The 22724-nt window shown below is 62.5% G+C and carries 20 protein-coding genes; 17 read left to right on the top strand and 3 right to left on the bottom strand.

Features of this window, described 5'->3' with window-relative positions:
• Window positions 1–40 precede the first annotated feature (40 nt).
• From BMX61_RS18575 to BMX61_RS18565, 3 genes are all read left to right on the top strand, one after another.
• On the top strand, window positions 41–1159 hold the full coding sequence (locus BMX61_RS18575) for a branched-chain amino acid ABC transporter substrate-binding protein (RefSeq protein ID WP_075625657.1): 1119 nt from the start codon (window positions 41–43) through the stop codon (window positions 1157–1159).
• 384 nt (window positions 1160–1543) lie between these two features.
• Window positions 1544–3868, top strand: coding sequence for a nidogen-like domain-containing protein (locus BMX61_RS18570; protein ID WP_075625656.1), 2325 nt, complete (start codon window positions 1544–1546; stop codon window positions 3866–3868).
• A gap of 229 nt (window positions 3869–4097) precedes the next feature.
• Complete coding sequence (locus BMX61_RS18565) at window positions 4098–4637, top strand: MOSC domain-containing protein (RefSeq protein WP_075625655.1); 540 nt, start codon at window positions 4098–4100, stop codon at window positions 4635–4637.
• Between the two features lie 89 nt (window positions 4638–4726).
• On the opposite strand, the gene BMX61_RS18560 is transcribed toward BMX61_RS18565, so the two are convergent.
• The 3 genes from BMX61_RS18560 to BMX61_RS18550 form a co-directional block, all read right to left on the bottom strand.
• The gene (locus BMX61_RS18560) at window positions 4727–5647 is read right to left on the bottom strand and encodes a response regulator transcription factor (RefSeq protein WP_075625654.1); all 921 of its coding nucleotides are present in this window, start codon (window positions 5645–5647) and stop codon (window positions 4727–4729) included.
• Window positions 5640–9056: a hybrid sensor histidine kinase/response regulator gene (locus BMX61_RS18555; RefSeq protein ID WP_075625653.1), complete on the bottom strand. Its 3417-nt coding sequence runs from the start codon at window positions 9054–9056 to the stop codon at window positions 5640–5642. Before BMX61_RS18555 ends, BMX61_RS18560 begins: the two co-directional genes overlap by 8 nt.
• A gap of 81 nt (window positions 9057–9137) precedes the next feature.
• Entirely contained in the window at window positions 9138–10025 is an 888-nt protein-coding gene (locus BMX61_RS18550; protein WP_075625652.1) for a LysR substrate-binding domain-containing protein, read from the bottom strand.
• Window positions 10026–10209: 184 nt separating this feature from the next.
• Here BMX61_RS18550 and BMX61_RS18545 point away from each other — a divergent pair, with 184 nt between their 5' ends.
• The 14 genes from BMX61_RS18545 to ureC all read left to right on the top strand — a co-directional run bounded on the left by BMX61_RS18545 (window position 10210) and on the right by ureC (window position 22634).
• Window positions 10210–11547 carry an MFS transporter gene (locus tag BMX61_RS18545; protein ID WP_075625651.1) on the top strand — a complete coding sequence of 446 codons (1338 nt, stop codon included), beginning with the start codon at window positions 10210–10212 and terminating at the stop codon, window positions 11545–11547.
• 232 nt (window positions 11548–11779) lie between these two features.
• Complete coding sequence (urtA, locus tag BMX61_RS18540; RefSeq protein ID WP_075625650.1) at window positions 11780–13069, top strand: urea ABC transporter substrate-binding protein; 1290 nt, start codon at window positions 11780–11782, stop codon at window positions 13067–13069.
• A gap of 404 nt (window positions 13070–13473) precedes the next feature.
• Window positions 13474–15042 (top strand): urea ABC transporter permease subunit UrtB, encoded by a 1569-nt coding sequence (gene urtB, locus BMX61_RS18535; RefSeq protein WP_092742921.1) that lies wholly within the window; start codon window positions 13474–13476, stop codon window positions 15040–15042.
• A complete protein-coding gene (gene urtC, locus BMX61_RS18530; protein WP_075625649.1) occupies window positions 15039–16223 on the top strand; it encodes an urea ABC transporter permease subunit UrtC in 1185 nt (394 codons plus the stop codon). The genes urtB and urtC overlap by 4 nt, the downstream gene beginning before the upstream one ends.
• Before the next feature lie 5 nt (window positions 16224–16228).
• On the top strand, window positions 16229–16981 hold the full coding sequence (gene urtD, locus BMX61_RS18525; RefSeq protein ID WP_075625648.1) for an urea ABC transporter ATP-binding protein UrtD: 753 nt from the start codon (window positions 16229–16231) through the stop codon (window positions 16979–16981).
• Window positions 16982–17022: 41 nt separating this feature from the next.
• Window positions 17023–17718, top strand: coding sequence for an urea ABC transporter ATP-binding subunit UrtE (gene urtE / locus BMX61_RS18520; protein WP_075625647.1), 696 nt, complete (start codon window positions 17023–17025; stop codon window positions 17716–17718).
• Between the two features lie 23 nt (window positions 17719–17741).
• Entirely contained in the window at window positions 17742–18641 is a 900-nt protein-coding gene (locus BMX61_RS18515; RefSeq protein ID WP_083639201.1) for an urease accessory protein UreD, read from the top strand.
• 24 nt (window positions 18642–18665) lie between these two features.
• Window positions 18666–18968, top strand: a complete 303-nt coding sequence (locus BMX61_RS18510; RefSeq protein WP_075625646.1) for an urease subunit gamma — start codon at window positions 18666–18668, stop codon at window positions 18966–18968.
• Between the two features lie 8 nt (window positions 18969–18976).
• Window positions 18977–19225 (top strand): DUF1272 domain-containing protein, encoded by a 249-nt coding sequence (locus BMX61_RS18505; RefSeq protein ID WP_075625645.1) that lies wholly within the window; start codon window positions 18977–18979, stop codon window positions 19223–19225.
• Window positions 19226–19321: 96 nt separating this feature from the next.
• Window positions 19322–19627, top strand: coding sequence for an urease subunit beta (locus BMX61_RS18500; protein WP_075625644.1), 306 nt, complete (start codon window positions 19322–19324; stop codon window positions 19625–19627).
• Window positions 19628–19716: 89 nt separating this feature from the next.
• Window positions 19717–20103 (top strand): lysozyme inhibitor LprI family protein, encoded by a 387-nt coding sequence (locus tag BMX61_RS18495; protein ID WP_075625701.1) that lies wholly within the window; start codon window positions 19717–19719, stop codon window positions 20101–20103.
• A 145-nt stretch (window positions 20104–20248) separates the two neighbouring features.
• On the top strand, window positions 20249–20506 hold the full coding sequence (locus tag BMX61_RS18490; protein WP_075625643.1) for an AbrB/MazE/SpoVT family DNA-binding domain-containing protein: 258 nt from the start codon (window positions 20249–20251) through the stop codon (window positions 20504–20506).
• The gene (locus BMX61_RS18485; protein WP_075625642.1) at window positions 20503–20913 is read left to right on the top strand and encodes a PIN domain-containing protein; all 411 of its coding nucleotides are present in this window, start codon (window positions 20503–20505) and stop codon (window positions 20911–20913) included. Before BMX61_RS18490 ends, BMX61_RS18485 begins: the two co-directional genes overlap by 4 nt.
• Before the next feature lie 8 nt (window positions 20914–20921).
• A complete protein-coding gene (gene ureC / locus BMX61_RS18480) occupies window positions 20922–22634 on the top strand; it encodes an urease subunit alpha (protein ID WP_075625641.1) in 1713 nt (570 codons plus the stop codon).
• The last annotated feature ends 90 nt before the right edge of the window (window positions 22635–22724 follow it).

The raw sequence follows: 22724 nt of genomic DNA, 5'->3' as shown, positions 1-22724 counted from the left end.
ATTGCCAACAGACCCGCTCGAACACTTTGGGAGTTACAGGATGAAAAAGGTACTTTTGTCGGCCGTGGCCTTCAGCGCCATGGCGGCCTTTGGCGGTTACGCCCAGGCTGAGATCCTGATCGGTGTCGGCGGCCCGCTGACCGGCCCGAACGCCGCATTCGGCGCACAGCTGCAGAAGGGCGCCGAGCAGGCCGCCGCCGATATCAACGCTGCCGGCGGCATCAATGGCGAGCAGATCAAGATCGTTCTCGGCGACGACGTTTCCGACCCGAAGCAGGGCATCTCGGTCGCCAACAAGTTTGCCGCTGATGGCGTCAAGTTCGTGATCGGCCACTTCAACTCGGGCGTCTCGATCCCGGCGTCGGAAGTCTATGCCGAAAGCGGCATCCTGGAAATCACCCCTGCGGCCACCAACCCGAAGTTCACCGAACGCGGCCTGTGGAACACCTTCCGCACCTGCGGCCGTGACGACCAGCAGGGCGGCGTTGCCGGCAAGTATCTGGCTGAGAAGTTCAAGGACGCCAAGATCGCCGTCATCCACGACAAGACGCCGTATGGCCAGGGCCTCGCCGACGAAACCAAGAAGGCGATGAACGCCGCCGGCGTCAAGGAAGTGCTCTATGAAGGCGTCAACACCGGCGACAAGGACTTCTCGGCGCTGATCGCCAAGATGAAGCAGTCGGGCGTTTCGATCATCTACTGGGGCGGCCTGCACACCGAAGCCGGCCTGATCATCCGCCAGGCCGCCGATCAGGGCCTGAAGGCAACCCTCGTTTCGGGCGATGGCATCGTCTCCAACGAACTGGCCTCGATCGCGGGCGACGCCGTCGCCGGAACGCTCAACACCTTCGGCCCGGACCCGACGCTGCGCCCGGAAAACAAGGAACTGGTTGAGAAGTTCAAGGCCGCCGGCTTCAACCCGGAAGCCTACACGCTTTATTCCTACGCCGCTCTTCAGTCGATTGCCGAAGCCGCCAAGGCCGCAGGCTCGCTCGAAGCGGAAAAGGTTGCCGAAGCGATGAAGGCCAAGGGCCCGTTCAAGACGGTTCTCGGTGACATGTCCTTCGACGCCAAGGGCGACCCGAAGCTTCCCGGCTACGTCATGTACGAGTGGAAGAAGGGCCCGGACGGCAAGTACAGCTACTTCCAGCAGATGTAAGCTTTCGCACCTTGTGCGAAGTGAGGAGCCCGGTGCGCACGCGCCGGGCTTTTTTCGTTGTTCAGCGGGTTTGAGCGACAGATCAAATGGGCAAATGCGACGCGAACATGATGCGCGCGCAGCAAGCCCAGCCCATAGTCGAAAGCGCCCTGCGATCGATCCATGAAGGCCGTCGCAGCGCTGGAGAAGTCCGCGGGTCGAGGCCTGTCAGAGAGGCGCGTGCCCGTGACGAATGAGTACGGCGGCTTGAGCGCATTTGAGAAAACGCGATATCGTAAGCCCCGTAAATAAGACATTCGTTTTCAAGTATTGACTCAAATTCAGGTCGTTGCCATAAAAGGCGCCGGAATGCGTCCCCAATTCGCAGCACGGCGAGGATTCGACATGGTCGACATCAATAACGGCTCTTTGGATAACACGTTCGCTCCCATCGGCAGCAATACAATTTCAGCCAATGACGACGGAAGCAGCAACTTCATTGACGTCAGATCCATCTTCACAGGTGGCATCAACTTCTTCGGCCATCAATTCAATGGCCTCTACGTCAATAATAATGGCAATGTGACGTTCGGTAATTCACTCTATCGATATACGCCCAATGATATTGGCGGCGACAGCAATCTTTCGATCATCGCGCCGTTCTGGGCAGACGTCGACACACGCGGTGCCGGCTCTCTGACTCATTACGGATTTGATGCATCGCGGCATTCGTTCATCGCGACTTGGCAGAATGTCGATTATTATAATGCGACAAACGCGGATCATCAGTCGAAGTTCGACTCTTTCCAGCTCGAACTCGTCGATCAGGGCCACGGCGATTTCGATATTATTTTCCGTTACAATGGCATCAATTGGGTGACCGGCGATGCATCGGGCGGCACGAACGGCCTTGGCGGGCATGTCGCGCGCGCCGGGTTTTCTGCGGGTGACGGCGTTCACTATTTCGAACTGCCGCAATCCGGCGTCGAGAGCCTGATGCTCGGCCTGGATGGGATCCAGGGCACAGCCGGGACTGGTGTCTGGCGTTTTGCCGTTCGCAACGGCGAGGTGTCGGGGATCGGTACGACCGGCAATGACGACCTGCATGGCACCGACGGAAACGATTTCCTCGATGGTGGCGCCGGCAACGATCGGCTCGATGGCGGCGCCGGCGACGATATCCTCTACGGTGGCGATGGTGACGATGTCGTGCTCGGCGGCGCGGGCAACGATACGTTGATCGCGGGTCATGGGCGTGGCAATGACGTCTATGATGGCGGCGCCGATACGGATACGATCACCTATATGAGCACGACGCAGGGTGTGGTCGTCGACCTCACGGCCGGAACGGCCGATGGAGCCGAGATCGATCACGACACCCTGACCGGAATCGAAAACGTCGTGGGCGGCAGCGGCGATGACCGGATCATCGGCTCGAATGGCGACAATGAACTGAACGGTTGGCGCGGGGCCGACTTCATAGACGGGGCTGGCGGTCGCGATACGGCGATCTATAGCGGCAACTTTGCCGATTACCAGATTCAGGCGATCACGCTCGATGACGGCCGCGCCGGTTACAGCGTCACAGGTGGATCGGATGGTGGCGACAAACTCGTCAATATCGAGTTCGCGCGCTTTAACGACGGCACCTATAATTTTGCCCTTCAGCGGCTGATGCCGACGCAGCACACGACGCCGAGCGCCCAGGCCGATCACTACATCACGGCCGAAGATACGCCGCTCGTCGTCGCGCCGGTCTCAGGTGTTTTGCACAATGACAATGGTGCGGCCACGATTGCCGCAAGCCTCGTTTCCGGGCCGCAGCATGGCGCCTTGAGCATCGATATCGATGGCGGGTTCATCTACAAGCCCTTCGCGGATTACAACGGTCAGGACAGTTTCGTTTACAAGGCTGTCGATGGCGGCCTGAATTCGGACCCCGTCACCGTGTCGATCGATATCACGCCCGTCAATGATGCGCCGATCGCGCATGCCGATGTCGGCTTGAAAATTCCAGGTAGCGGCAAGCCATTCAAGATCGCGGCTCACAGCCTTCTCGGCAATGATGATGACGGCGATCCCGAGCTTGCTCAGCCCTTGAAGATCGTCGCCGTTTCCGGTGCGACGCACGGAAAGGTCGAGCTGAAAGGAAAGGACGTCTATTTCACCCCGACGAAGGGCTACTCCGGTCCGGCGACGTTCACCTACACGGTTTCGGACAGTGACGGCGCGACGGCAACGGGCCAGGTGAAGCTGTCGGTCGCCAATAAGAACGGCGGATATACGCTTCTTGGCTCGCAGGAGGCGGATACGATCATCGGGGCCAAAGGAAATGACAAGCTGGTGGGCTCCGATGGCGACGATACGCTCTCTGGCGGGCTCGGCAATGACGTTCTGACAGGCGGCGCCGGTGCCGATCGCTTCGTTTTCAACACGAAACTCGACAAGGCCAAGAATGTCGATGTCATCACCGACTTCCAATCCGGGCTCGATCACATCGTTCTCGATCACACGATCTTCAAGAAGCTCACGGTCGGCGTGCTGCCGGATGGTGCATTCGCGTCGAATGTGAAGGGCATTGCGCATGAGGCCGACGATCGCATCCTCTATAACAGCAAGACGGGCGGTCTTTTCTATGACGCCGATGGGTCTGGAAAGGGAGCGCCCGTTCTGTTTGCTAAGATCGCCGGCCATGGCGTGATCGATGCGCATGATTTCCTGATCGTTTGAGGTTTGGAGAAAATTTCCTTCCAGCCGGGATAGGGCCCCTTGTTGCAGAAGCGACAGGGGGCCTTCCCGTGAAGGGAGGAAGGCAGGCCATTCCGACGCGTCATCGACAAGGTCTCTATGTTTTGCGGCAGGAAGGTTTTATGACCGAACCGCCGAGCCCTGACGTGCGGTCTTGCGAGACGTCACGAGGACTTGCGAACAGGGCGCATCCCCAGTCTCGGAGACCATCATGCCAACCGTCACATCCGTCGCCCTGAAATCCGAACATGCCTTCTCCAAGACGCTGGTCGAGGCGATCGACATCGTCGAGAATTTCGGTGTGCGCGGCGATGCGCATGCGGGCGTGACGGTCAAGCATCGGTCACGCGTGGCGGTCGATCCGACCCAGCCCAATCTCCGCCAGGTTCATCTGATCCAAGGCGAACTCTTTGCCGAACTGGAAAGTCAGGGCTTTTCCATTCGGCCCGGCGATCTTGGCGAAAACATCGTGACGGAGGGCATCGCGCTTCTGGATCTTCCGCGCGATACGCTGCTGCAGATCGGCCCGGATGCCGTGCTGCGGGTCACGGGCTTGCGCAATCCTTGTCCGCAGATCGAGGCTTTTCGCAGCGGCCTGCTCAAGGCGCTGGTCTACAAGGACGACCAGGACAGGCTGGTGCGCAAGGCCGGCATCATGACCGTTGTGTTGAAGAGCGGCACGGTGCGACCAGGTGATCCGATCACGATCATCCTGCCGCCGCTGCCGCATCATCCGCTGGAACGGGTCTGAGCTGCCCCTGGATCATCAGGATTGATATCAACAAGTCAAAGCGGACCTTCAGGCGAAAACCGCTCACGCTTTTCGCCTGAAAGCCCGCTCTAGGCCTGCCCTTCATGCAACACCTCCACTGCCTTGACGGCAGCGGAGGCGCGGTTTTCCACGCCGAGTTTCACATAGATCTGTTCCAGATGCTTGTTGACCGTGCGGGCGGACAGGCCGAGAATCTCGGCAATGTCGCGGTTGGCCTTGCCCTTGGCAATCCAGGCCAGCACTTCGGCCTCACGCTGCGTCAGGCCGAAGTGGCCGCGCAGCAGGGCGTCGTCGCTTGCGGTGCGGATACTGGTCAGGCGGAAGAGATATTCATCCGGGCCGATGGCGCCGACAAAGGCGAGCTGAAGCACCGGGGCGCCCTTGCGCTCGATGGTCAGGCCCGGTTCAGCATCGCCATCGCTGCGCGCGCGCATCCAGCCTTTGAGATCGCCGCTCAGCGCGTCCATGCCGTCGTCGCTTTCGATCGCTGCATTGACGAGCCGGTTGGCTTGCGGGGTCGACCAGTGCAGGGATCCGTCCCCCCGCACGGCCAGCAGATGGCGCCCGGCAGCATCCAGCGCCGCCCGCGCGCTCTGGGCCGAGCGTGCGTTGGAGAGATGGACGCGGATGCGGGCGCGCAACTCGTCGATGTTGATCGGCTTGGTCAGATAATCGACCCCGCCGGACTCGAGGGCGTGAACGACATGCTCGGTTTCGGTCAGCCCGGTCATGAAGATCACTGGCACGGGGGCGATGGCCGGTTGGCGCTTCAGCGTCCGGCAGGTGTCGAAGCCGTCCATGCCGGGCATCACTGCATCCATCAGGATCAGATCGGGCGTGATCCGGTCGACCACATTGATGGCGGCCCGGCCGGAGGTTGCGATCAGCACGGAAAAGCCGGATTGCTCCAGCGCATCGGTGAGGAAGCCCAGCGTCTCCGGACTGTCATCGACGATCAGGATGATGTCGCGTGGGCTCGCGTCAGCCATGAGAACGGCTCTCCTCTGATTTGGGCGAGGATGTTTCCGCCTCGGCGCTATCGAGGCCAGCCAGGAATCCGGCATAGCCCTCCATGTCGAAGGCCTTGATATAAGTCCGCACGGCCTCGGCAAAGGGTTGATACGCCGCGTCGCGGGCAAGCTCGGTGAGTTTCGCTTCGATGCCTCTGATATAGCCGATCTCGCCAAGGCGCATCAGCTCGGCCAAATGATCGGCGGCAGGCGGAACGAGCGGCGCAGGCGGCAGGGCGGTTTGTGCGGCTGCGGGATCCTCGTAGATCCATTCCAGCTTCAGATGAAGTGCCAGCTTGTCCAGCACGCGTCTGATGTCGAAGGGCTTGGCCAGCGTGTCCGTATGTCCATCCTCGCCGGCGGCGGCCGAGCCGTCGCCGATATTGGCGGACAGCATGATGATCGGGGCGAGCTGTCCGGCCGCGCGCAGGCGCGTTACAAGCTGCCAGCCATCCATGTCGGGCATGGAGATATCGACGAAGAACAGATCCGGCTTGATGCCTTCGATCAGGGCCAGGCAGTCCGGCCCGCCATTCGCAGTAAGAACGACGAAGTCGAGCGGGGTCAACAGCTCGCGCATGAGGTCGAGATGGTCTTCATTGTCGTCCACGACCACGACGGTGCGCCGTGCGCCCTTATAGCCCGTTACGGTCCGTTGGGCGGGGCGGCTGGCGATGGCCGGCCTGTCGACGGCCGACAGCATCAAGCGGACGCGGAATGTCGAGCCGATATCGCGGGAGCTCTCCACCGCGATCTCGCCGCCCAGCGTCTGGGTCAGAAGCCGCGTGATGGTGAGGCCGAGGCCGAGGCCCGGCTGGCGCCGCACGTGCTCGGCCTTGCCCCGCTGGAAGGGCTCGAAGATCCGTGGCAGTTCGTCCACAGCAATGCCGCGCCCGGTATCGGCCACGGTAAAGCTCGCCACCTGGCTGCGATAGCCGATTTCAAAACGAACCTCGCCAGTTTCGGTGAATTTGATGGCATTGGTCAGGAGGTTGACGAGGATCTGACGCAGCCTTTTCTCGTCGGTGCGCACATAGGCCGGCAGGCTTGCGGCGCGGCGATGGAGAAAGGCCAGTCCCTTGGCTTCCGCCTGCGGGCGAACCATGTCGACGATCTGGTCGAGAAAATCGCCAAGATGGATCTCGTTGGAATAGACCTGCAGCCGCCCGGCCTCGATCTTGGAAATATCGAGAAGCCCGTCGATCAGGCCGGAGAGATGCTCGGCCGAGCGGCGGATGACCTTGATGGCCGATTGCCGTTCCTTCGGTATTGTCGCGTCGCGCTCCAGGATCTGCGCATAGCCAAGCACGGCATTGAGCGGCGTGCGTAGTTCATGCGACAAGCCGACGACATAGCGGCTCTTCGCCCGGTTGGCGGCCTCGGCCGTCTCCTTGGCCTTTTGCAGGGCGGCGTCGGTCTTTTTGTGTGCGGCTATCTCTTTCAAGAGCAGCGTCGTCTGGCGAGAGGATTCCTCTTCCGCCACCACGCGGCTGTCATGCGCCAAGACATAGAACCAGCAGACAATGCCGGCGATGACGGCGAAGACGAAGAAGACGACGCCGACGGTGCGATCGATCATCGCCGCTGCCTCGGGCGAGACCGCGCCGATCTGATGGGCGATCAGCATGAGGATCGCGCCGAGCCCGCTGACGGACAGCACCACCGCAATCGCATAGCGCCCGAGCCGGCTCGACAGGCTTTCCACCAGCCGCGCCGGCAGCAGCCGGCGGGCAAGGACGGCGGTCTGCGCATTGATCCGCGCATGCGGCTTGCAGATGTCGTGGCAGCGGCTGTCGAGCGAGCAGCAGAGCGAACAGATCGGGGCGGCATAGGCCGGGCACCAGGCCATGTCCTCGGGCTCGAACGGATGTTCGCAGATCGAGCATGTGATCGCCTGCCTGGCTTTCCAGCTGGCGCGCGGCTTGCGGGCCAGATAATAGCGCCCCCCGGTTGCCCAGGCGAGCGCGGGCGAGATCAGGAAGGCGGCCAGTGTCACATAGGTCGAGAGAGAGGCCGCGACCGGACCGAAGAGGCCGAAATGTGCCGAGAGCGCAATGCCGGCCGACAGCAGCATGCTTCCGGTGCCGACCGGATTGATATCGTAGAGATGGGCGCGCTTGAACTCGATGCCTTCAGGCGCAAGCCCCAGCGGCTTGTTGATGAAGAGATCGGCCGAGATGGTGCAGAGCCAGGCCATGGCGATGATGGAGAAGATGCCGAGCGTCGCCTCCAGGAGCCGGTAGATGCCCAGTTCCATCAAAAGCAGCGCGATGGAGACGTTGAAGACCAGCCAGACCACGCGGCCGGGATGGCTGTGGGTCAGCCGTGAGAAGAAATTCGACCAGGCCAGCGACCCGGCATAGGCGTTCATCACATTGATCTTTAGCTGCGAGACCACGACGAAGGCCGACATCAGAAGCAGAGCAGCCGTTTCGTTGGGGATCATATAGCCGAAGGCGGTGACATACATATGGGCGGGATCGGCGGCCTGGCCGGCGGGCACGCCTGCGGAAAGAGTGAGCACCGCCAGGAAGGAACCGGCGAGGAGCTTTGGCACGCCGACCACCACCCAGCCGGGCCCCGCGAGGAAGACGGCGAGCCGATGGCGCCATTTGCGACCGCCTTCGGGCGGCAGGAAGCGCAGGAAATCCACCTGCTCGCCGATCTGCGGCATCAAGGCCAGGATCACCGCCGAGGCCGCGCCGAACTCCAGCAGATTGAAAGGCGCGGCGCCGCCTACCTGAGCATTGGAATGACCGATGCCGGCAAAGGCGCGCCAGAGATCGACCTTTTCCCAATCGGCGAAGGCGATGAAAACGAACGGCAGGATGTTGAGCGTGATCCAGAAAGGCTGGGTCAGAAGCTGGAAGCGCGAGATCAGCCGAACGCCATAGATGACGAGCGGAATGACCACGACAGCACTGATGATATAGCCGAGCCAGGGCGGAATGCCGAAGGTCAGTTCCAGCGCGCCGGTCATGATCGAGGCCTCGATGGCGAAGAGCATGAAGGTGAAGCTGGCATAGATCAGCGAGGTGACCGTGGAGCCGATGTAGCCGAAGCCTGCCCCCCGGGTCAGTAGGTCGATGTCCACTCCGTGGCGAATGGCGTAGCGGCTGATCGGCAGGCCAATGATGAGCATGGCGAGCGCTGCGACGAGGATGGCGAGAGCGGCGTTGGTCGTGCCATAGGAGAGCGTGATCGTGCCGCCGATGGCTTCCAGCGCCAGGAAGGAAATCGCCCCGATCGCCGTCTGCGAAATGCGGCTGGAGGAGAAGCGCCGGGCGCTCTTGGCAGTGAAACGCAGAGCATAATCTTCCAGCGTCTGGTCGGCGACCCAACGATTATAGTCGCGCCGAATGGGGATGATGCGCTGGCGTGCGGACATGCCTAAAAATTATCCTTCCTCGGGGCCTGACCATCTCCTGGGCATGTTCATGAGAATCGGCGCCTTGGCAAGCGGCCAGGATCAGGAAAGCGCGTCTGAGGTCGCGCGCATTTCCGCTATCAGCCATCGTTCCAACGCGACCGCGTCAGGCCGTCCGGCAAGATGGCGCGCAACCCACAGCACAATGCGCCGTGGCCCGGGCTTGAAGCCGAAGGGTGCCACCAGCCGTCCGGCGGAAAGCTGTTCCATCACCAGCATGCGCGGCACCACCGCCATGCCCAGGCCACAGGCTGCCGCCTGGATCAGCAGATAAAAATGGTCGAAGCTGGTTTTGGCCGCCAGTGCCTCACCGCCAAGCCCGGCCACGCCCTGCCAGTCCCGCCAGGCCTCCGGGCGGGTGCGGCTTGCCAGAAGCGTGGCGGCCGGCAGGTCCGTTTGCTGGCGGATGCCGGCCTGTTCAAGATAATCGGGCGCGCAGACAGGCCCGATCGCCTCCACCCCCAATTCGCGGATCACCGCGTCCTGCGGCGGTTCGATGATGCTGGACCGGATCGCCATGCCGATCTTGTCGCGCACGAAGTCGATGCGGCTGAAATTGAGATTGAACTGCAGCTCGATTTGCGGATGCAGCTCGTGGAACTGCCCGATGCGTGGGATGATCCAACCCATCATGATCGAGGAGGAGCAGGAGAGGGTCAACGGTTCCGGTCTGACCCGCGCGACACTTTCCTGGATCAGCTTGAAGGCGCTGGCCAGCCCTTCCGCCAGCCGCTGGCCCTCCGGTGTCGGCTCCATGCCTCGCGCAGTCTTGGCCAGAAGGGTTACACCAAGCGCCTCTTCAAGCGCTTTGACCTGTCGGCTCACAGCGCCGTGCGTAACGAAAAGCTCACTGGACGCCAGGGTCACGGAGCGGTGCCGGGCTGCGGCTTCGAAGGCCCGTAAAGCATTGAGCGATGGCATGCTGGACATCTGGCTTCCTTCTCTGTGAGTTTTCCTCACAAGCAGATTCGTTTTAATCGATTGCGGAGACCTCACCAAGCTTCATAAACCGGGGAAGGGGTTGCACGGTCGGGCTGGAGGAGCCTGTCGACCGGATGGCGGACCCGCCTTAGCCCGGAGGGAGGGCTAGCGGCATCAGACGGGAGGAGAGGCCATGGCAGTGCAAAGTTTGGATACGGGCGCAATCGAGCGCTCGGCGGTTCGCAAGGTGACGAGGCGGCTCGTGCCGTTCATCGGCCTGATGTTCTTCATCAACTTCCTCGATCGAACGGCAATTTCCTTTGCCGGGCCGAACGGGATGACGAACGATCTGGCGATGACGGCAGCCCAATTCGGTTTTGCCGCGGGCATTTTCTTCTTCGGCTATATCGTTCTGGAAGTGCCGAGCAATCTGGCGCTGCACAAATACGGCGCGCGCCGCTGGCTGGCCCGGATCATGGTGAGCTGGGGCATTGTGGCGCTGCTGTTCACCTGGGTCAGCAGCGTGCCGCAGCTTTATGTGCTGCGTTTTCTTCTCGGCGTGGCCGAGGCCGGGTTCTTCCCCGGCGCCATCCTGTTTCTGAGTTCCTGGGTGCCGCTGCGCCACCGTAACACGGTCCTGGCGCTGTTCTATCTCGCCCAGCCATTGACCACCGTGCTCGGCGCGCCTCTCGCCGCCTCTCTGATCCAGGCCCATGGCCTGTTCGGCCTGGAAGGCTGGCGCATCATGTTCTTCGGCGTTGCGCTGCCGGCCATCGTCGTCGGCATTATCAGCTGGTTCTACCTGTCTGACAAGCCGGCCGATGCCAAGTGGCTCACCCCTCAGGAGCGCAGCTGGCTGACCGACGAGCTGGCGCGCGAAGACAAGGCCAAGATTGTCGCCCATGGCCGCATCAATGGCCTGGCCTTGTCCGATAAGCGGGTCTGGCTGCTGTCCACACTCTACTTCGGGCTGATCTACGGGCTCTATGCCATCGCCTTTTTCCTGCCCACCATCATCGCGGGCTTCGAAGGCAAGTTCGGCACCAAGTTCGACGTCTTCGACAAGGGCCTGATCACGGCCATCCCCTATTTGCCGGCGGCGGTCGCCATTTATGTCTGGAGCCGGTTCGTCGCCAAGCGCGGTGTCCAGGGCTGGCATATCGGCCTGCCGGCCATGATCGGCGCTTTGAGCATTCCCGCTGCCTTGCTGATGGGCTCGCCCGAGACCACGATCCTGATGATCACCATCACCGCCTGCGCGATCTTCGCCGCCCTGCCGAATTTCTGGGCGATTCCCTCGCGCTTTCTCGTCGGTCCGGCTGCGGCTGCGGGCATCGCGCTTATCAATACCATCGGCAATATTGCCGGCTTCGCTGCGCCCTACATCACCGGCTTGCTCAAGGACGCGACAGGGCTTTATCAGGCGCCGATGTTCGTCGTCGGCGGGTTCATGGCGCTTTCGGCGGTGATCGCCTTCTCGCTCGATCGAAAGACGCCGAACGGCGAAGCCCTGCAGCCGCACAAGGCTTAGGCGCGCCCGCCAGCACGCAAAAGGGGAAAGGGTCGGCCTTCGCGTCGGCCCTTTTTTCGTTTCGCCTGCGCGATGGCCCGCCATCGATCCCCCATCTGCGCAGGCTTTCCCCCCGGGCTTACGTCAAATGACGTATGTCGCGCTGCACAATTCCGCCCGATAGTCGCCACAGACAGCCGAGGTTTAAGACTTCGTTTACCGGCTGGCTCACGCAACAAGAGGGGAAAACACAATGAATCGCAGGAGCTTGCTTACGAGCGCCCTGATCGCCGGCATGCTGGCGACCACCGCTTTCCACGGCGCCTTCGCCGCTGACGATACGATCAAGGTCGGTGTTCTCCATTCGCTCTCCGGCACCATGGCGATCTCGGAAACGACGCTGAAGGACGCCATGCTGATGCTCATCGACGAGCAGAACAAGAAGGGCGGCCTGCTGGGCAAAAAGCTCGAAGCCGTCGTGGTCGACCCGGCCTCCGACTGGCCGCTCTTTGCCGAAAAGGCGCGTGAGCTGATCTCGGTTGACAAGGTCGCCGCCGTCTTCGGCTGCTGGACCTCGTCCTCCCGCAAATCCGTGCTCCCGGTTTTCGAGGAGCTGAACTCGATCCTGTTCTACCCCGTGCAGTATGAAGGCGAGGAATCCTCGCGCAACATCTTCTACACCGGTGCCGCGCCGAACCAGCAGGCCATTCCAGCCGTCGATTACCTCATGAACACCGAAGGCGTGAAGCGCTTCGTGCTCGAGGGTACGGATTACGTCTATCCGCGCACGACCAACAAGATCCTGGAAGCCTATCTGATCGCCAAGGGCATTCCGAAGGAAGACATCCTAATCAACTACACCCCGTTCGGCTTCTCCGACTGGCAGACCGAAGTGGCCAAGATCAAGGACTTCGGCTCGGCCGGCAAGAAGACCGCCGTGGTCTCGACCATCAACGGCGACGCCAACGTGCCCTTCTACAAGGAATTGGGCAATCAGGGCGTCAAGGCCACGGATATCCCTGTCGTCGCCTTCTCGGTCGGTGAGGAAGAACTTGCCGGTCTCGACACCAAGCCGCTGGTCGGCCATCTCGCCGCCTGGAACTACTTCCAGTCCGTCGATGCGCCCGCCAATGCCGAGTTCATCAAGACCTGGCACGCCTTTACCAAGAACGACAAGCGCGTGACCAACGACCCGATGGAAGCCGCCTATATCGGCTTCAATGCCTGGGTGAAGGCCGTCGAGGCCGCCGGCACCACCGATACCGACGCCGTGCTCGACAGCATCATCGGCACCACCGTGCCGAACCTGTCCGGCGGCTATGCCACCGTCATGCCGAACCACCACATCACCAAGCCGGTGCTGATCGGGGAAATCCAGGAGGACGGCCAGTTCGAAATCGTCCAGCAGACGCCTGCCGTCGTCGGTGACGAATGGTCGGATTATCTGCCCGACTCCAAGGACCTGATCTCCGACTGGCGCAAGCCGATGTCCTGCGGCAACTTCAACGTCAAGACCGGCAAGTGCGGCGGCAAGGGCAGCTGATCCCGATCCTGTGACATGCCATGGCGGGGGCGCCGTCCGCTTCCCCCGCCAGCGCTGCGGCTGCCAGCGGTCGCGGCGCTCGGTTCCGCCATCCGGCCGCTTTCTCCTGGCGGGATGGCGGGCTGAGATCGACTTGGCACGGTTGATGCTTCTTCGAGACGGGTGATGGCTTTGCCATGCGCAAGGGCCTGATGCGGCGCTGCGGCCTCGCTCAGCCTTCCCTGGCCACCCCAAACCGGCCCGGTTGTTTCAAAAAGCAGGCAGACTGGCTTTGGCCCGCGCAAAGCAGGCAGGCCGGGAAAAGCAGGAAAGATCGCTCCATGACGCGCGCCAGATCCGAACTTCGTCTGATGGCATTGCTCCGGCCTTGGGCTGCGCTTCGTCTCGCTCTGGCCGCCCTCGTCATGATGGCCAGTTTTGGCCTGTCTCCGGCCGCCGCGCAGGAGGCGCTGCGCCCGCTGATCAATGCGCTCGGAACCGGCGGCTTTCCCGAGCGCGCCGAGGCCGTTAAGACGCTGGCGGCGACCGGCGATCCCAAGGTGCCGGAGATCCTGACCTATCTCTCCGATGGCGAGCTTTATGCGCCCAAGGCGGGCGGTGCGGTTTATCGCGTCGGCGCCGGCAATGCCGTTACCGATCCCCTGACCGGGACACCGTCCGAGGGCGTTTCCGCCGGAAGCTTGCAGAAGATCCGGCTGAACAACACGTTGCGCGGTGCGATCACGACCGCCATGAGCCAGCTGACGCTGCTCAGCCCCGACCGGAACAAGCGTTTTTCCGCCGCGCAGGATATTCTGAAAAGCGCTGACCCCGCGCAGCTGTCGCTGGTGGATGGTGCCTTGGCACAAGAAAAAGACGGCGCGATCAAAAGCCTGCTTGAGTCTGCCCGCGCCGTGATGGTGCTGAAGTCGGACCACTCGATCGAGGACAAGAAGGCGGCGATCGATACCGTGGCCGCGCGCGGCAATCGCGAGGCGCTGACCATTCTCCAGACCGCACTCGCAGGCGCGCCCGCCGATCTCGCGCCGCTGATCCAAGGCAAGATCGACGGCATCGCGCGCCAGCTGGCGCTCTGGGATGTGGCGCAGAACATCTGGTATGGCCTGTCGCTCGGCTCCGTTCTGCTGCTCGCCGCCATCGGGCTGGCCATCACCTTCGGCGTCATGGGCGTCATCAACATGGCGCATGGCGAAATGGTGATGCTCGGCGCTTACACCACCTATGTGGTGCAGCAGGCCGTGGCGACCTATGCGCCCGGTTTCGCCACCTTTGGCCTTGCCATTGCCGTGCCCACCGCCTTCCTGGTTACCGCGCTGATCGGGATTGCCATCGAGCGCGGCATCATCCGCTTCCTCTATGGCCGCCCGCTGGAAACGCTGCTCGCCACCTGGGGCCTGTCGCTGATCCTACAGCAGGCGATCCGCACCATTTTCGGCCCCACCAACCGTCAGGTCGACAATCCCTCCTGGATGTCCGGCACGGTCGATGTCGGCGGGCTGGCGGTGACCTGGAACCGGCTTTGGATCATCGTCTTTTCGCTCGCCGTGTTCTTCGCGCTCCTGACGCTGCTCAAGCGCTCGCGGCTGGGCCTGCAGATGCGCGCGGTGACCCAGAACCGGCGCATGGCCTCCTCCATGGGCATCCGCACGCCTTATGTCGATGCGCTGACCTTCGGGCTCGGCTCCGGCATTGCCGGCATGGCCGGCGTGGCGCTCAGCCAGATCGACAATGTCTCGCCCAATCTCGGCCAGAACTACATCATCGACAGTTTCATGGTCGTGGTCTTCGGCGGCGTTGGCAATCTCTGGGGCACGCTGGTGGGTGCGCTTTCGCTCGGCATCGCCAATAAGTTCTTGGAGCCCTATGCCGGCGCCGTGCTCGGCAAGATCCTGATCCTGGTGCTCATCATCCTCTTCATCCAGCGGCGGCCGCGCGGGCTGTTCGCGCTCAAGGGACGGGCGATCGAACAATGATCACAGACTTTCTCCTTTCCCGGCACGAGAAGAAGACGCTCATCGTCGCCGCGCTGATCCTCGCCGCCGCCATTCTGGTGCCGCTCGCCAATCTTCTGACGCCTGTTGGCAGCATTCTGCATGTGCCCGACCATCTCGTGCCGCTGATGGGCAAATATCTCTGCTATGCGCTCTTGGCGCTGGCGCTGGATCTTGTCTGGGGCTATTGCGGCATTCTCTCGCTCGGCCATGGCGCCTTCTTCGCGCTCGGTGGCTATGCCATGGGCATGTATCTGATGCGCCAGATCGGCGCGCGCGGCGTCTATGCCAATCCGCTGTTGCCGGATTTCATGGTCTTCCTCAACTGGAAGGAGCTGCCCTGGTATTGGACGGGCTTCGATCAGTTCTGGTTCGCGGCGCTCATGGTGCTCCTCGTGCCCGGCCTGCTCGCTTTCGTCTTCGGCTGGTTCGCCTTCCGCTCGCGGGTGACAGGCGTCTATCTCTCGATCATCACCCAGGCGATGACCTATGCGCTGCTGCTCGCCTTCTTCCGCAACGAAATGGGCTTTGGCGGCAATAACGGCCTGACCGATTTCAAGGACATTCTCGGGGCCAACATCCAGGCGCCCGAGACCCGCGCCGCGCTCTTCGCGAGCACTGCGCTGATGCTGGCGCTTGCGCTGATCTTCGCCTCCGCCGTCGTCCGCTCTAAATACGGCAAGGTGCTGATCGGTGTGCGCGATGCCGAAAGCCGCACCCGCTTTCTCGGCTATCGCGTCGAGAACATGAAGCTCTTCATCTTTACGGTCTCGGCGATGATGGCAGGCATTGCCGGCGCACTCTACGTACCGCAGGTGGGCATCATCAATCCCGGCGAATTCGCTCCGGCCAACTCCATCGAAGTCGTCATCTGGACGGCGGTCGGCGGGCGCGGCACGCTGATCGGCCCGATCATCGGCGCGATCCTGGTCAATTTCGGCAAGAGCATCTTCACCGCCGCCTTCCCGGAATTCTGGCTCTTCGCGCTTGGCGCGCTGTTCATCGCCACCACGCTGTTCCTGCCAAAGGGCATCGTCGGCACGGTGATGCAGGGCGCCAAGAACCGGGCGGAACGGCAGAAGGCTGTGGCGGCCGAAAAAGGCCGCGCTGTATCCCCGGCGCCCGCCACCGTCGGCACGCCAGAACCTCAGGCCGCGGAGTAGCCATCATGGATGCCAAGATCACCAACAGCATTCTCTATCTCGACAATGTCTCCGTCTCCTTCGACGGTTTCAGGGCGCTGAATGCGTTGTCCTTCGTGGTGGAGCCGGGCGAACTGCGCGCCATCATCGGCCCGAATGGCGCCGGCAAGACGACGATGATGGACATCATCACCGGCAAGACCCGGCCGGACCAGGGCGAGGTCTATTTCGACGGCGCCGTCGATCTGACACGCAAGGACGAGGCTGAGATCGCCCAGCTCGGCATCGGCCGCAAATTCCAGAAGCCGACCGTGTTCGAAAGCCACACGGTCTGGGACAATCTGGAACTGGCGCTGAACCGCAAGCGCGGCGTCTTCTCCACCCTGTTCTATCGGCTGACGGCTGAGGACAAGGCCCGCATCGAGGAGATTCTCGCCACTGTCAGGCTGACCGCGCGCAAGGACGACTATGCCGCCAATCTCTCCCACGGCCAGAAGCAGTGGCTTGAGATCGGCATGCTGCTTGCCCAGGAGCCCAAACTCCTGCTGGTGGACGAGCCCGTGGCCGGCATGACCGATGCCGAAACCAGCGAGACGGCGCTGCTCTTGAAAGACATCGCCAAGACCCGCTCCGTCGTCGTGGTCGAACACGATATGGGCTTCATCCGTGATCTCGGCGTCAAGGTCACCTGCCTCGCGGAAGGCTCCGTCCTGGCCGAAGGCTCGATCGATTTCGTCTCGAACGACCCTAAGGTCATCGAGAACTATCTGGGGCGGTGAGGGATAAACCTTGCGCAATTCGGTTCGAAAAGGACTTGGCCATGCTGACCGTCGATAAGGTCAATCTGCATTATGGCGCCGCCCAGGCGCTGCGCGGGGTTTCGATTGCCGCGCCGATGGGCAAAATCACCTGCGTGCTCGGCCGCAATGGCGTCGGCAAGACCAGCCTGCTGCGGGCGATCACCGGCCAGCAGGCAACCAGTGCCGGGTCGATCGCCTTCAACGGTGCCGACCTCGGCGGGCTGGCGCCCTACAGGCGCGCCAAGCTCGGTGTCGGCTTCGTGCCGCAGGGGCGCGAGATCTTTCCCTTGCTCACGGTGAAGGAAAACCTGGAAACCGGCTATGCGCCTGTGGCCCGCAAAGACCGCTTCATTCCCGACGACATCTTCTCGCTGTTCCCGATCCTGCAGACCATGCTCGGCCGGCGCGGCGGCGATCTTTCGGGCGGCCAGCAGCAGCAGCTCGCCATCGGCCGGGCGCTGGTGACACGACCGAAGATTTTGGTGCTGGACGAGCCGACCGAGGGCATCCAGCCGTCGATCATCAAGGATATCGGCCGGGCGATCCGCTATCTGCGGGATTCGACCGGCATGGCAATTTTGCTTGTGGAACAATATCTTGACTTCTGCCGTGAGCTTGCCGACCATGTCTATATCATGGACCGTGGGGAGATCGTGCATGAAGGACCGGCCGAGACGCTGGATACGCCGGAGGCGCGCCGTCACCTTACGGTCTGATGCTAAGGCTATGGAGTGCCTGCATGGCTGACGCCTTGGCTGCGGTGCAACCGGAACCGATCCTCGCTGCGGACGTGACGCCACGCGCGCAAGGCTTTTCGCCTCCGGGCGGACGGGCGCAGCGCGCCTGGGGCTCGGGCCGGCTTTCCACCAAGCCCGGGCAGGGACGCACCCGGCTCGACACCTTCTATCAGGAAGGCTGCGCCAAGCTGCGCCTGCCCGAGATGTTCGACGGCACGATGGAGGCCGTTCTGATCAACAGTTCCGGCGGGCTGACGGGCGGCGACCGAATGGAATGGCGTTTTTCCGCCGGGCCGCAAACCGCCCTGACGCTGACCACGCAGGCCTGCGAGCGTATATACAAGGCGAGCGCCGGTGTGGCGGAGATCGATACGCGCCTTACGGTGGGCGCAGGCGCGCGGCTCGACTGGCTGCCGCAGGAAACCATTCTCTTCGACCGCGCCGCGCTTCGCCGCTCGCTGGAGGTGGAGCTGGCAGACGATGCCACCTTTCTGGCCGTCGAAGCCGTGCTGCTGGGCCGCAAGGCCATGGGTGAGACGGTACTATCGGGTTCCTTCCGTGATCGCTGGCGCATCCGACGCGCGGGCCGACTTCTCCATGCCGATCACCTGGCGCTGGAAGGGGAGATCGCCGCGCTTGCCAGTCGATCTGCGGTGTTGGGCGGCGGCGTTGCCTTTGCCAGCCTGGTCTTTTGTGCCGGGGATTGCGCCCATCATCTCGCGCCGTTGCGCCGGCTTTTGGCGGGCACACAGGGCGGTGTCAGCCATGTCACGGTCGGTGGAATGGAGAAGCTGGTGATCCGGCTGATCGCCAAGGACGGCTTTTCGCTGAGAAAAACCCTGGTTCCGGTGATTTCGCACTTGCGTCTGGGCGCCAGCCTGCCGAAAGTCTGGAACCTGTGACCGCATCATGAAGACGGGGACCGCATGAACCTCACGCCCAGGGAAAAAGACAAGCTGCTGATCTCGATGGCTGCGATGGTGGCGCGCCGTCGTCTGGAGCGCGGCGTCAAGCTCAACCATCCCGAAGCCATCGCCCTGATCAGCGATTTCGTCGTCGAAGGCGCGCGTGACGGACGCTCGGTCGCCGAACTGATGGAGGCCGGCGCCCATGTGCTGACCCGCGATCAGGTGATGGAGGGGATTGCCGAGATGATCCATGACATCCAGATCGAAGCGACCTTCCCGGATGGCACAAAGCTGGTGACCGTTCACGAACCCATCCGCTGAGGTCTGCGATGCTGGCCTTGAGACCCAATTGTGAGTGCTGCGACCGGGATCTGCCGGGTGAGAGCGCGGGGGCGATGATCTGCAGCTTCGAGTGCACCTTTTGCGCCGATTGCGCGGAGGCCGTGCTGAGGGGCTGCTGCCCGAATTGCGGCGGCGAGCTGGTGCGACGGCCCGTGCGCCCAGCCGCGAAGCTCGCGGCCCATCCGGCATCGACTCTGCGGGTGCGACGCAAGGTGCCATGTTCGCCTGCCGCCTGACCAGACCCCGGCAGAGGCCGGAATGAATGTGCAGGCAAGAGACATGCCTGGCCGGTCCTTGCCAGCCGGTCGAGGAACAACAAGGAGGAACGCGCCATGATCCCCGGTGAAATCATTGCCGCACCTGGCGAAATCGAGCTGAACCAAGGCCTGGATACGGTGACCGTCACCGTGTCGAACACGGGCGACCGCCCTGTGCAGGTCGGCAGCCATTACCATTTCGCCGAAACCAATGCCGGCCTCTCCTTCGACCGGCAGGCCGCGCATGGGCGGCGGCTGGACATTCCGGCCGGCACCGCCGTGCGCTTCGAGCCGGGCCAGACGCGCGAGGTGACGCTGATCCCCTTCCAGGGCAAGCGCGCGATCTATGGCTTCCGCCAGAAGGTGATGGGCGCGCTTTGATCGGATGTCGGATGCGTCGAAGAGGGTATGCAGCCCGTTTGAGCTCTTTATGGCGCGGTGCTTTGCTGTCGGCGCTATCGGCCGTCGTCATGACCTTTCAGTCGGTCTTGGCGCAGGATCAGCCTGAGATCGACTGCGCCAAGGCCGAGCAGCAGACCGATATGACCATTTGCGCCCAGCGCGACTATCAGGAGGCCGATGACGCGCTGAACGCCACCTATCGTCAGGCGATGACACGGATGCGCAAGGCCGACGCCGACCTCGCGGATATGCCGGGCTATCCGCCCGGCGCTGTAGAGGCCTTGAAGACGGCCCAGCGCGCCTGGATAAGCTATCGCGACGGCCAATGCGTTCTCGCCGGCTTTCCTGTGCGCGGCGGCACGTTGGAGCCTATGCTGGTGGCCGGTTGTCAGGCTGATCTGACGCGCAAGCGGACGGAAGAGCTCAAGGCGACGATACGCGCACTGGATCAGTGAGCGCGACGCCAAACTAAGGCTGCTGATCCATGTGCGATTGCCAGAATGCAGATTGTCGCGTCGAGCGATGAACGGTGGACTACGCAAGGCTGGTGTGCGTCGCTTTCTCTTGCGCTAGCCTACTGAGGAATTGGGAGATGGTGTCATGTCGAGCACTGTTCGCATCACCTCGAAAAATCAGATCACCCTGCCGCCTGAAGTGCGTCATGGTCTCGGCGTCACTGCTGGCGATGAGATCGACATCATAGAGACCTCGGCTGGTGTCTTCGAGGTGAGGGCGCGCCGGGAAAACTTTTCGGCCTTGCGGGGCATGGTGAAGCTCGACCGACACGTCTCCGTCGATGATCTCGACCGATGGGTGGCGGAGGCACGTGATGCTGCCTATCAGGACGAAACGTCATGATCGGCATTGATACCAATGTGCTCCTTCGCTGGATTGCCATGGATGTGCTTGCCGGTGAAGAAGCTCGTGAGCAGGTGGCGTTGATCGAGCAGCATGTTGCCCATGCCGGCGAAGATATCTTTGTCAACCGCATCGTCGTTGTCGAATTGGTTTTGGTGCTGAGTCAGCGTGCCAAGCTCGCCAAGGAACGTGTGGCTGAGGTGGTGTTGCGGTTGCTTCATGCATCCGGCGTGATCGTTGAAGAACGTGATGCGCTGCTAACCGCCGTCAACAGCTACGTGCATTCGCCGGGTGGTTTCGCGGATCATCTGATCGGTGAAATCAATCGGCGATCCGGATGCCGAACGACTTTGACTTTCGACCGCGCGGCCGCCAAGTCCCCCTACTTTACAGAGCTCGGAAGGTAGACAGCCTTATGCCCTATAAAATGTCCCGCGCGGCCTATGCCGGCATGTTTGGCCCGACCACCGGCGACAAGGTGCGCCTGGCCGATACCGAGCTGTTCATTGAGGTGGAAAAGGATTTCACCACCTATGGCGATGAGGTGAAGTTCGGCGGCGGCAAGGTCATTCGCGATGGCATGGGCCAGAGCCAGGTGACGCGGGCCGAGGGTGCGGTCGACACCGTCATCACCAATGCGCTGATCGTCGATCATTGGGGCATCGTCAAAGCCGATGTCGGGCTGAAGGACGGGCTGATCGTCGCCATCGGCAAGGCTGGCAATCCCGATACCCAGCCCGGCGTCGACATTATCGTCGGCCCCGGCACGGAGGCAATCGCAGGCGAGGGCAAGATCCTGACGGCCGGCGGCATGGACAGCCATATCCACTTCATCTGCCCGCAGCAGATCGAGGAGGCTTTGATGTCGGGGCTGACCTGCATGCTCGGCGGCGGCACCGGCCCGGCCCACGGCACGCTGGCCACCACCTGCACGCCCGGCTCCTGGCACATTGCCCGGATGATCGAGGCGGCCGATGCCTTCCCGATGAACCTGGCCTTCGCCGGCAAGGGCAACGCTTCGCTGCCAGGCGCGCTGATCGAGATGGTGCTGGGCGGGGCGACCTCGTTGAAGCTGCATGAGGACTGGGGCACGACGCCCGCCGCCATCGATTGCTGCCTTTCGGTCGCCGACGACTATGACGTTCAGGTGATGATCCACACGGACACGCTGAATGAAAGCGGCTTCGTCGAGGATTCGATCGCGGCGCTGAAGGGCCGCACCATCCATGCCTTCCATACGGAAGGGGCCGGCGGCGGCCATGCGCCCGATATCATCAAGATCTGCGGCCAGCCGAACGTCATCCCATCCTCGACCAACCCGACCCGGCCCTACACGGTCAACACACTGGCCGAGCATCTGGACATGCTGATGGTTTGCCATCATCTGTCGCCATCGATCCCGGAGGATATCGCCTTCGCCGAAAGCCGGATCCGCAAGGAGACCATCGCGGCGGAAGACATTCTCCACGATATCGGTGCCTTCTCGATCATCTCGTCGGACAGCCAGGCCATGGGCCGCGTCGGCGAGGTGGCGATCCGCACCTGGCAGACGGCCGATAAGATGAAGCGCCAGCGCGGCCGGCTGAAAGAGGAGACGGGCGAAAACGACAATCTGCGCGTCAAGCGCTACATCGCCAAATATACGATCAACCCCGCCATCGCCCATGGCCTGTCCCATGCCATCGGCTCGATCGAGGTCGGCAAGCGCGCCGATCTGGTGCTCTGGAACCCCGCCTTCTTCGGCGTGAAGCCGGATATGGTTCTGCTCGGCGGCATGATCGCGGCAGCGCCGATGGGCGACCCGAACGCCTCGATCCCGACGCCGCAGCCGGTGCATTACCGGCCAATGTTCGGCTCCTTCGGCAAGGCGCGGACCAATTCCTCGGTCACCTTCGTTTCCCAGGCCGCGCTCGATGCCGGGCTGGAAGCCCGGCTCGGCGTGTCGAAAAAGCTGATGGCGGTGAAGAACACCCGCGGCGGCATCGGGAAGGCCTCGATGATCCACAACAGCCTGACGCCCGTCATCGAGGTGGACCCGGAAACCTACGAGGTGCGCGCCAATGGCGAGCTTTTGACCTGCGAGCCGGCAACGGTGCTGCCCATGACGCAGCGCTATTTTCTGTTCTGATCGATCACCGCCCAAAGCCACCCACCGCGATATCCTAATTGGGAGCAGCCATGCATCTGATGCATGGCTGCCATGCTGTGCCTTTTTCGC

The sequence above is a fragment of the Xaviernesmea oryzae genome, from assembly GCF_900109605.1.
Lineage (GTDB): Bacteria > Pseudomonadota > Alphaproteobacteria > Rhizobiales > Rhizobiaceae > Xaviernesmea > Xaviernesmea oryzae.
The sequence above is the reverse complement of the archived record's forward strand: the minus strand, read 5'-3'. Positions and strand labels throughout refer to the sequence as shown.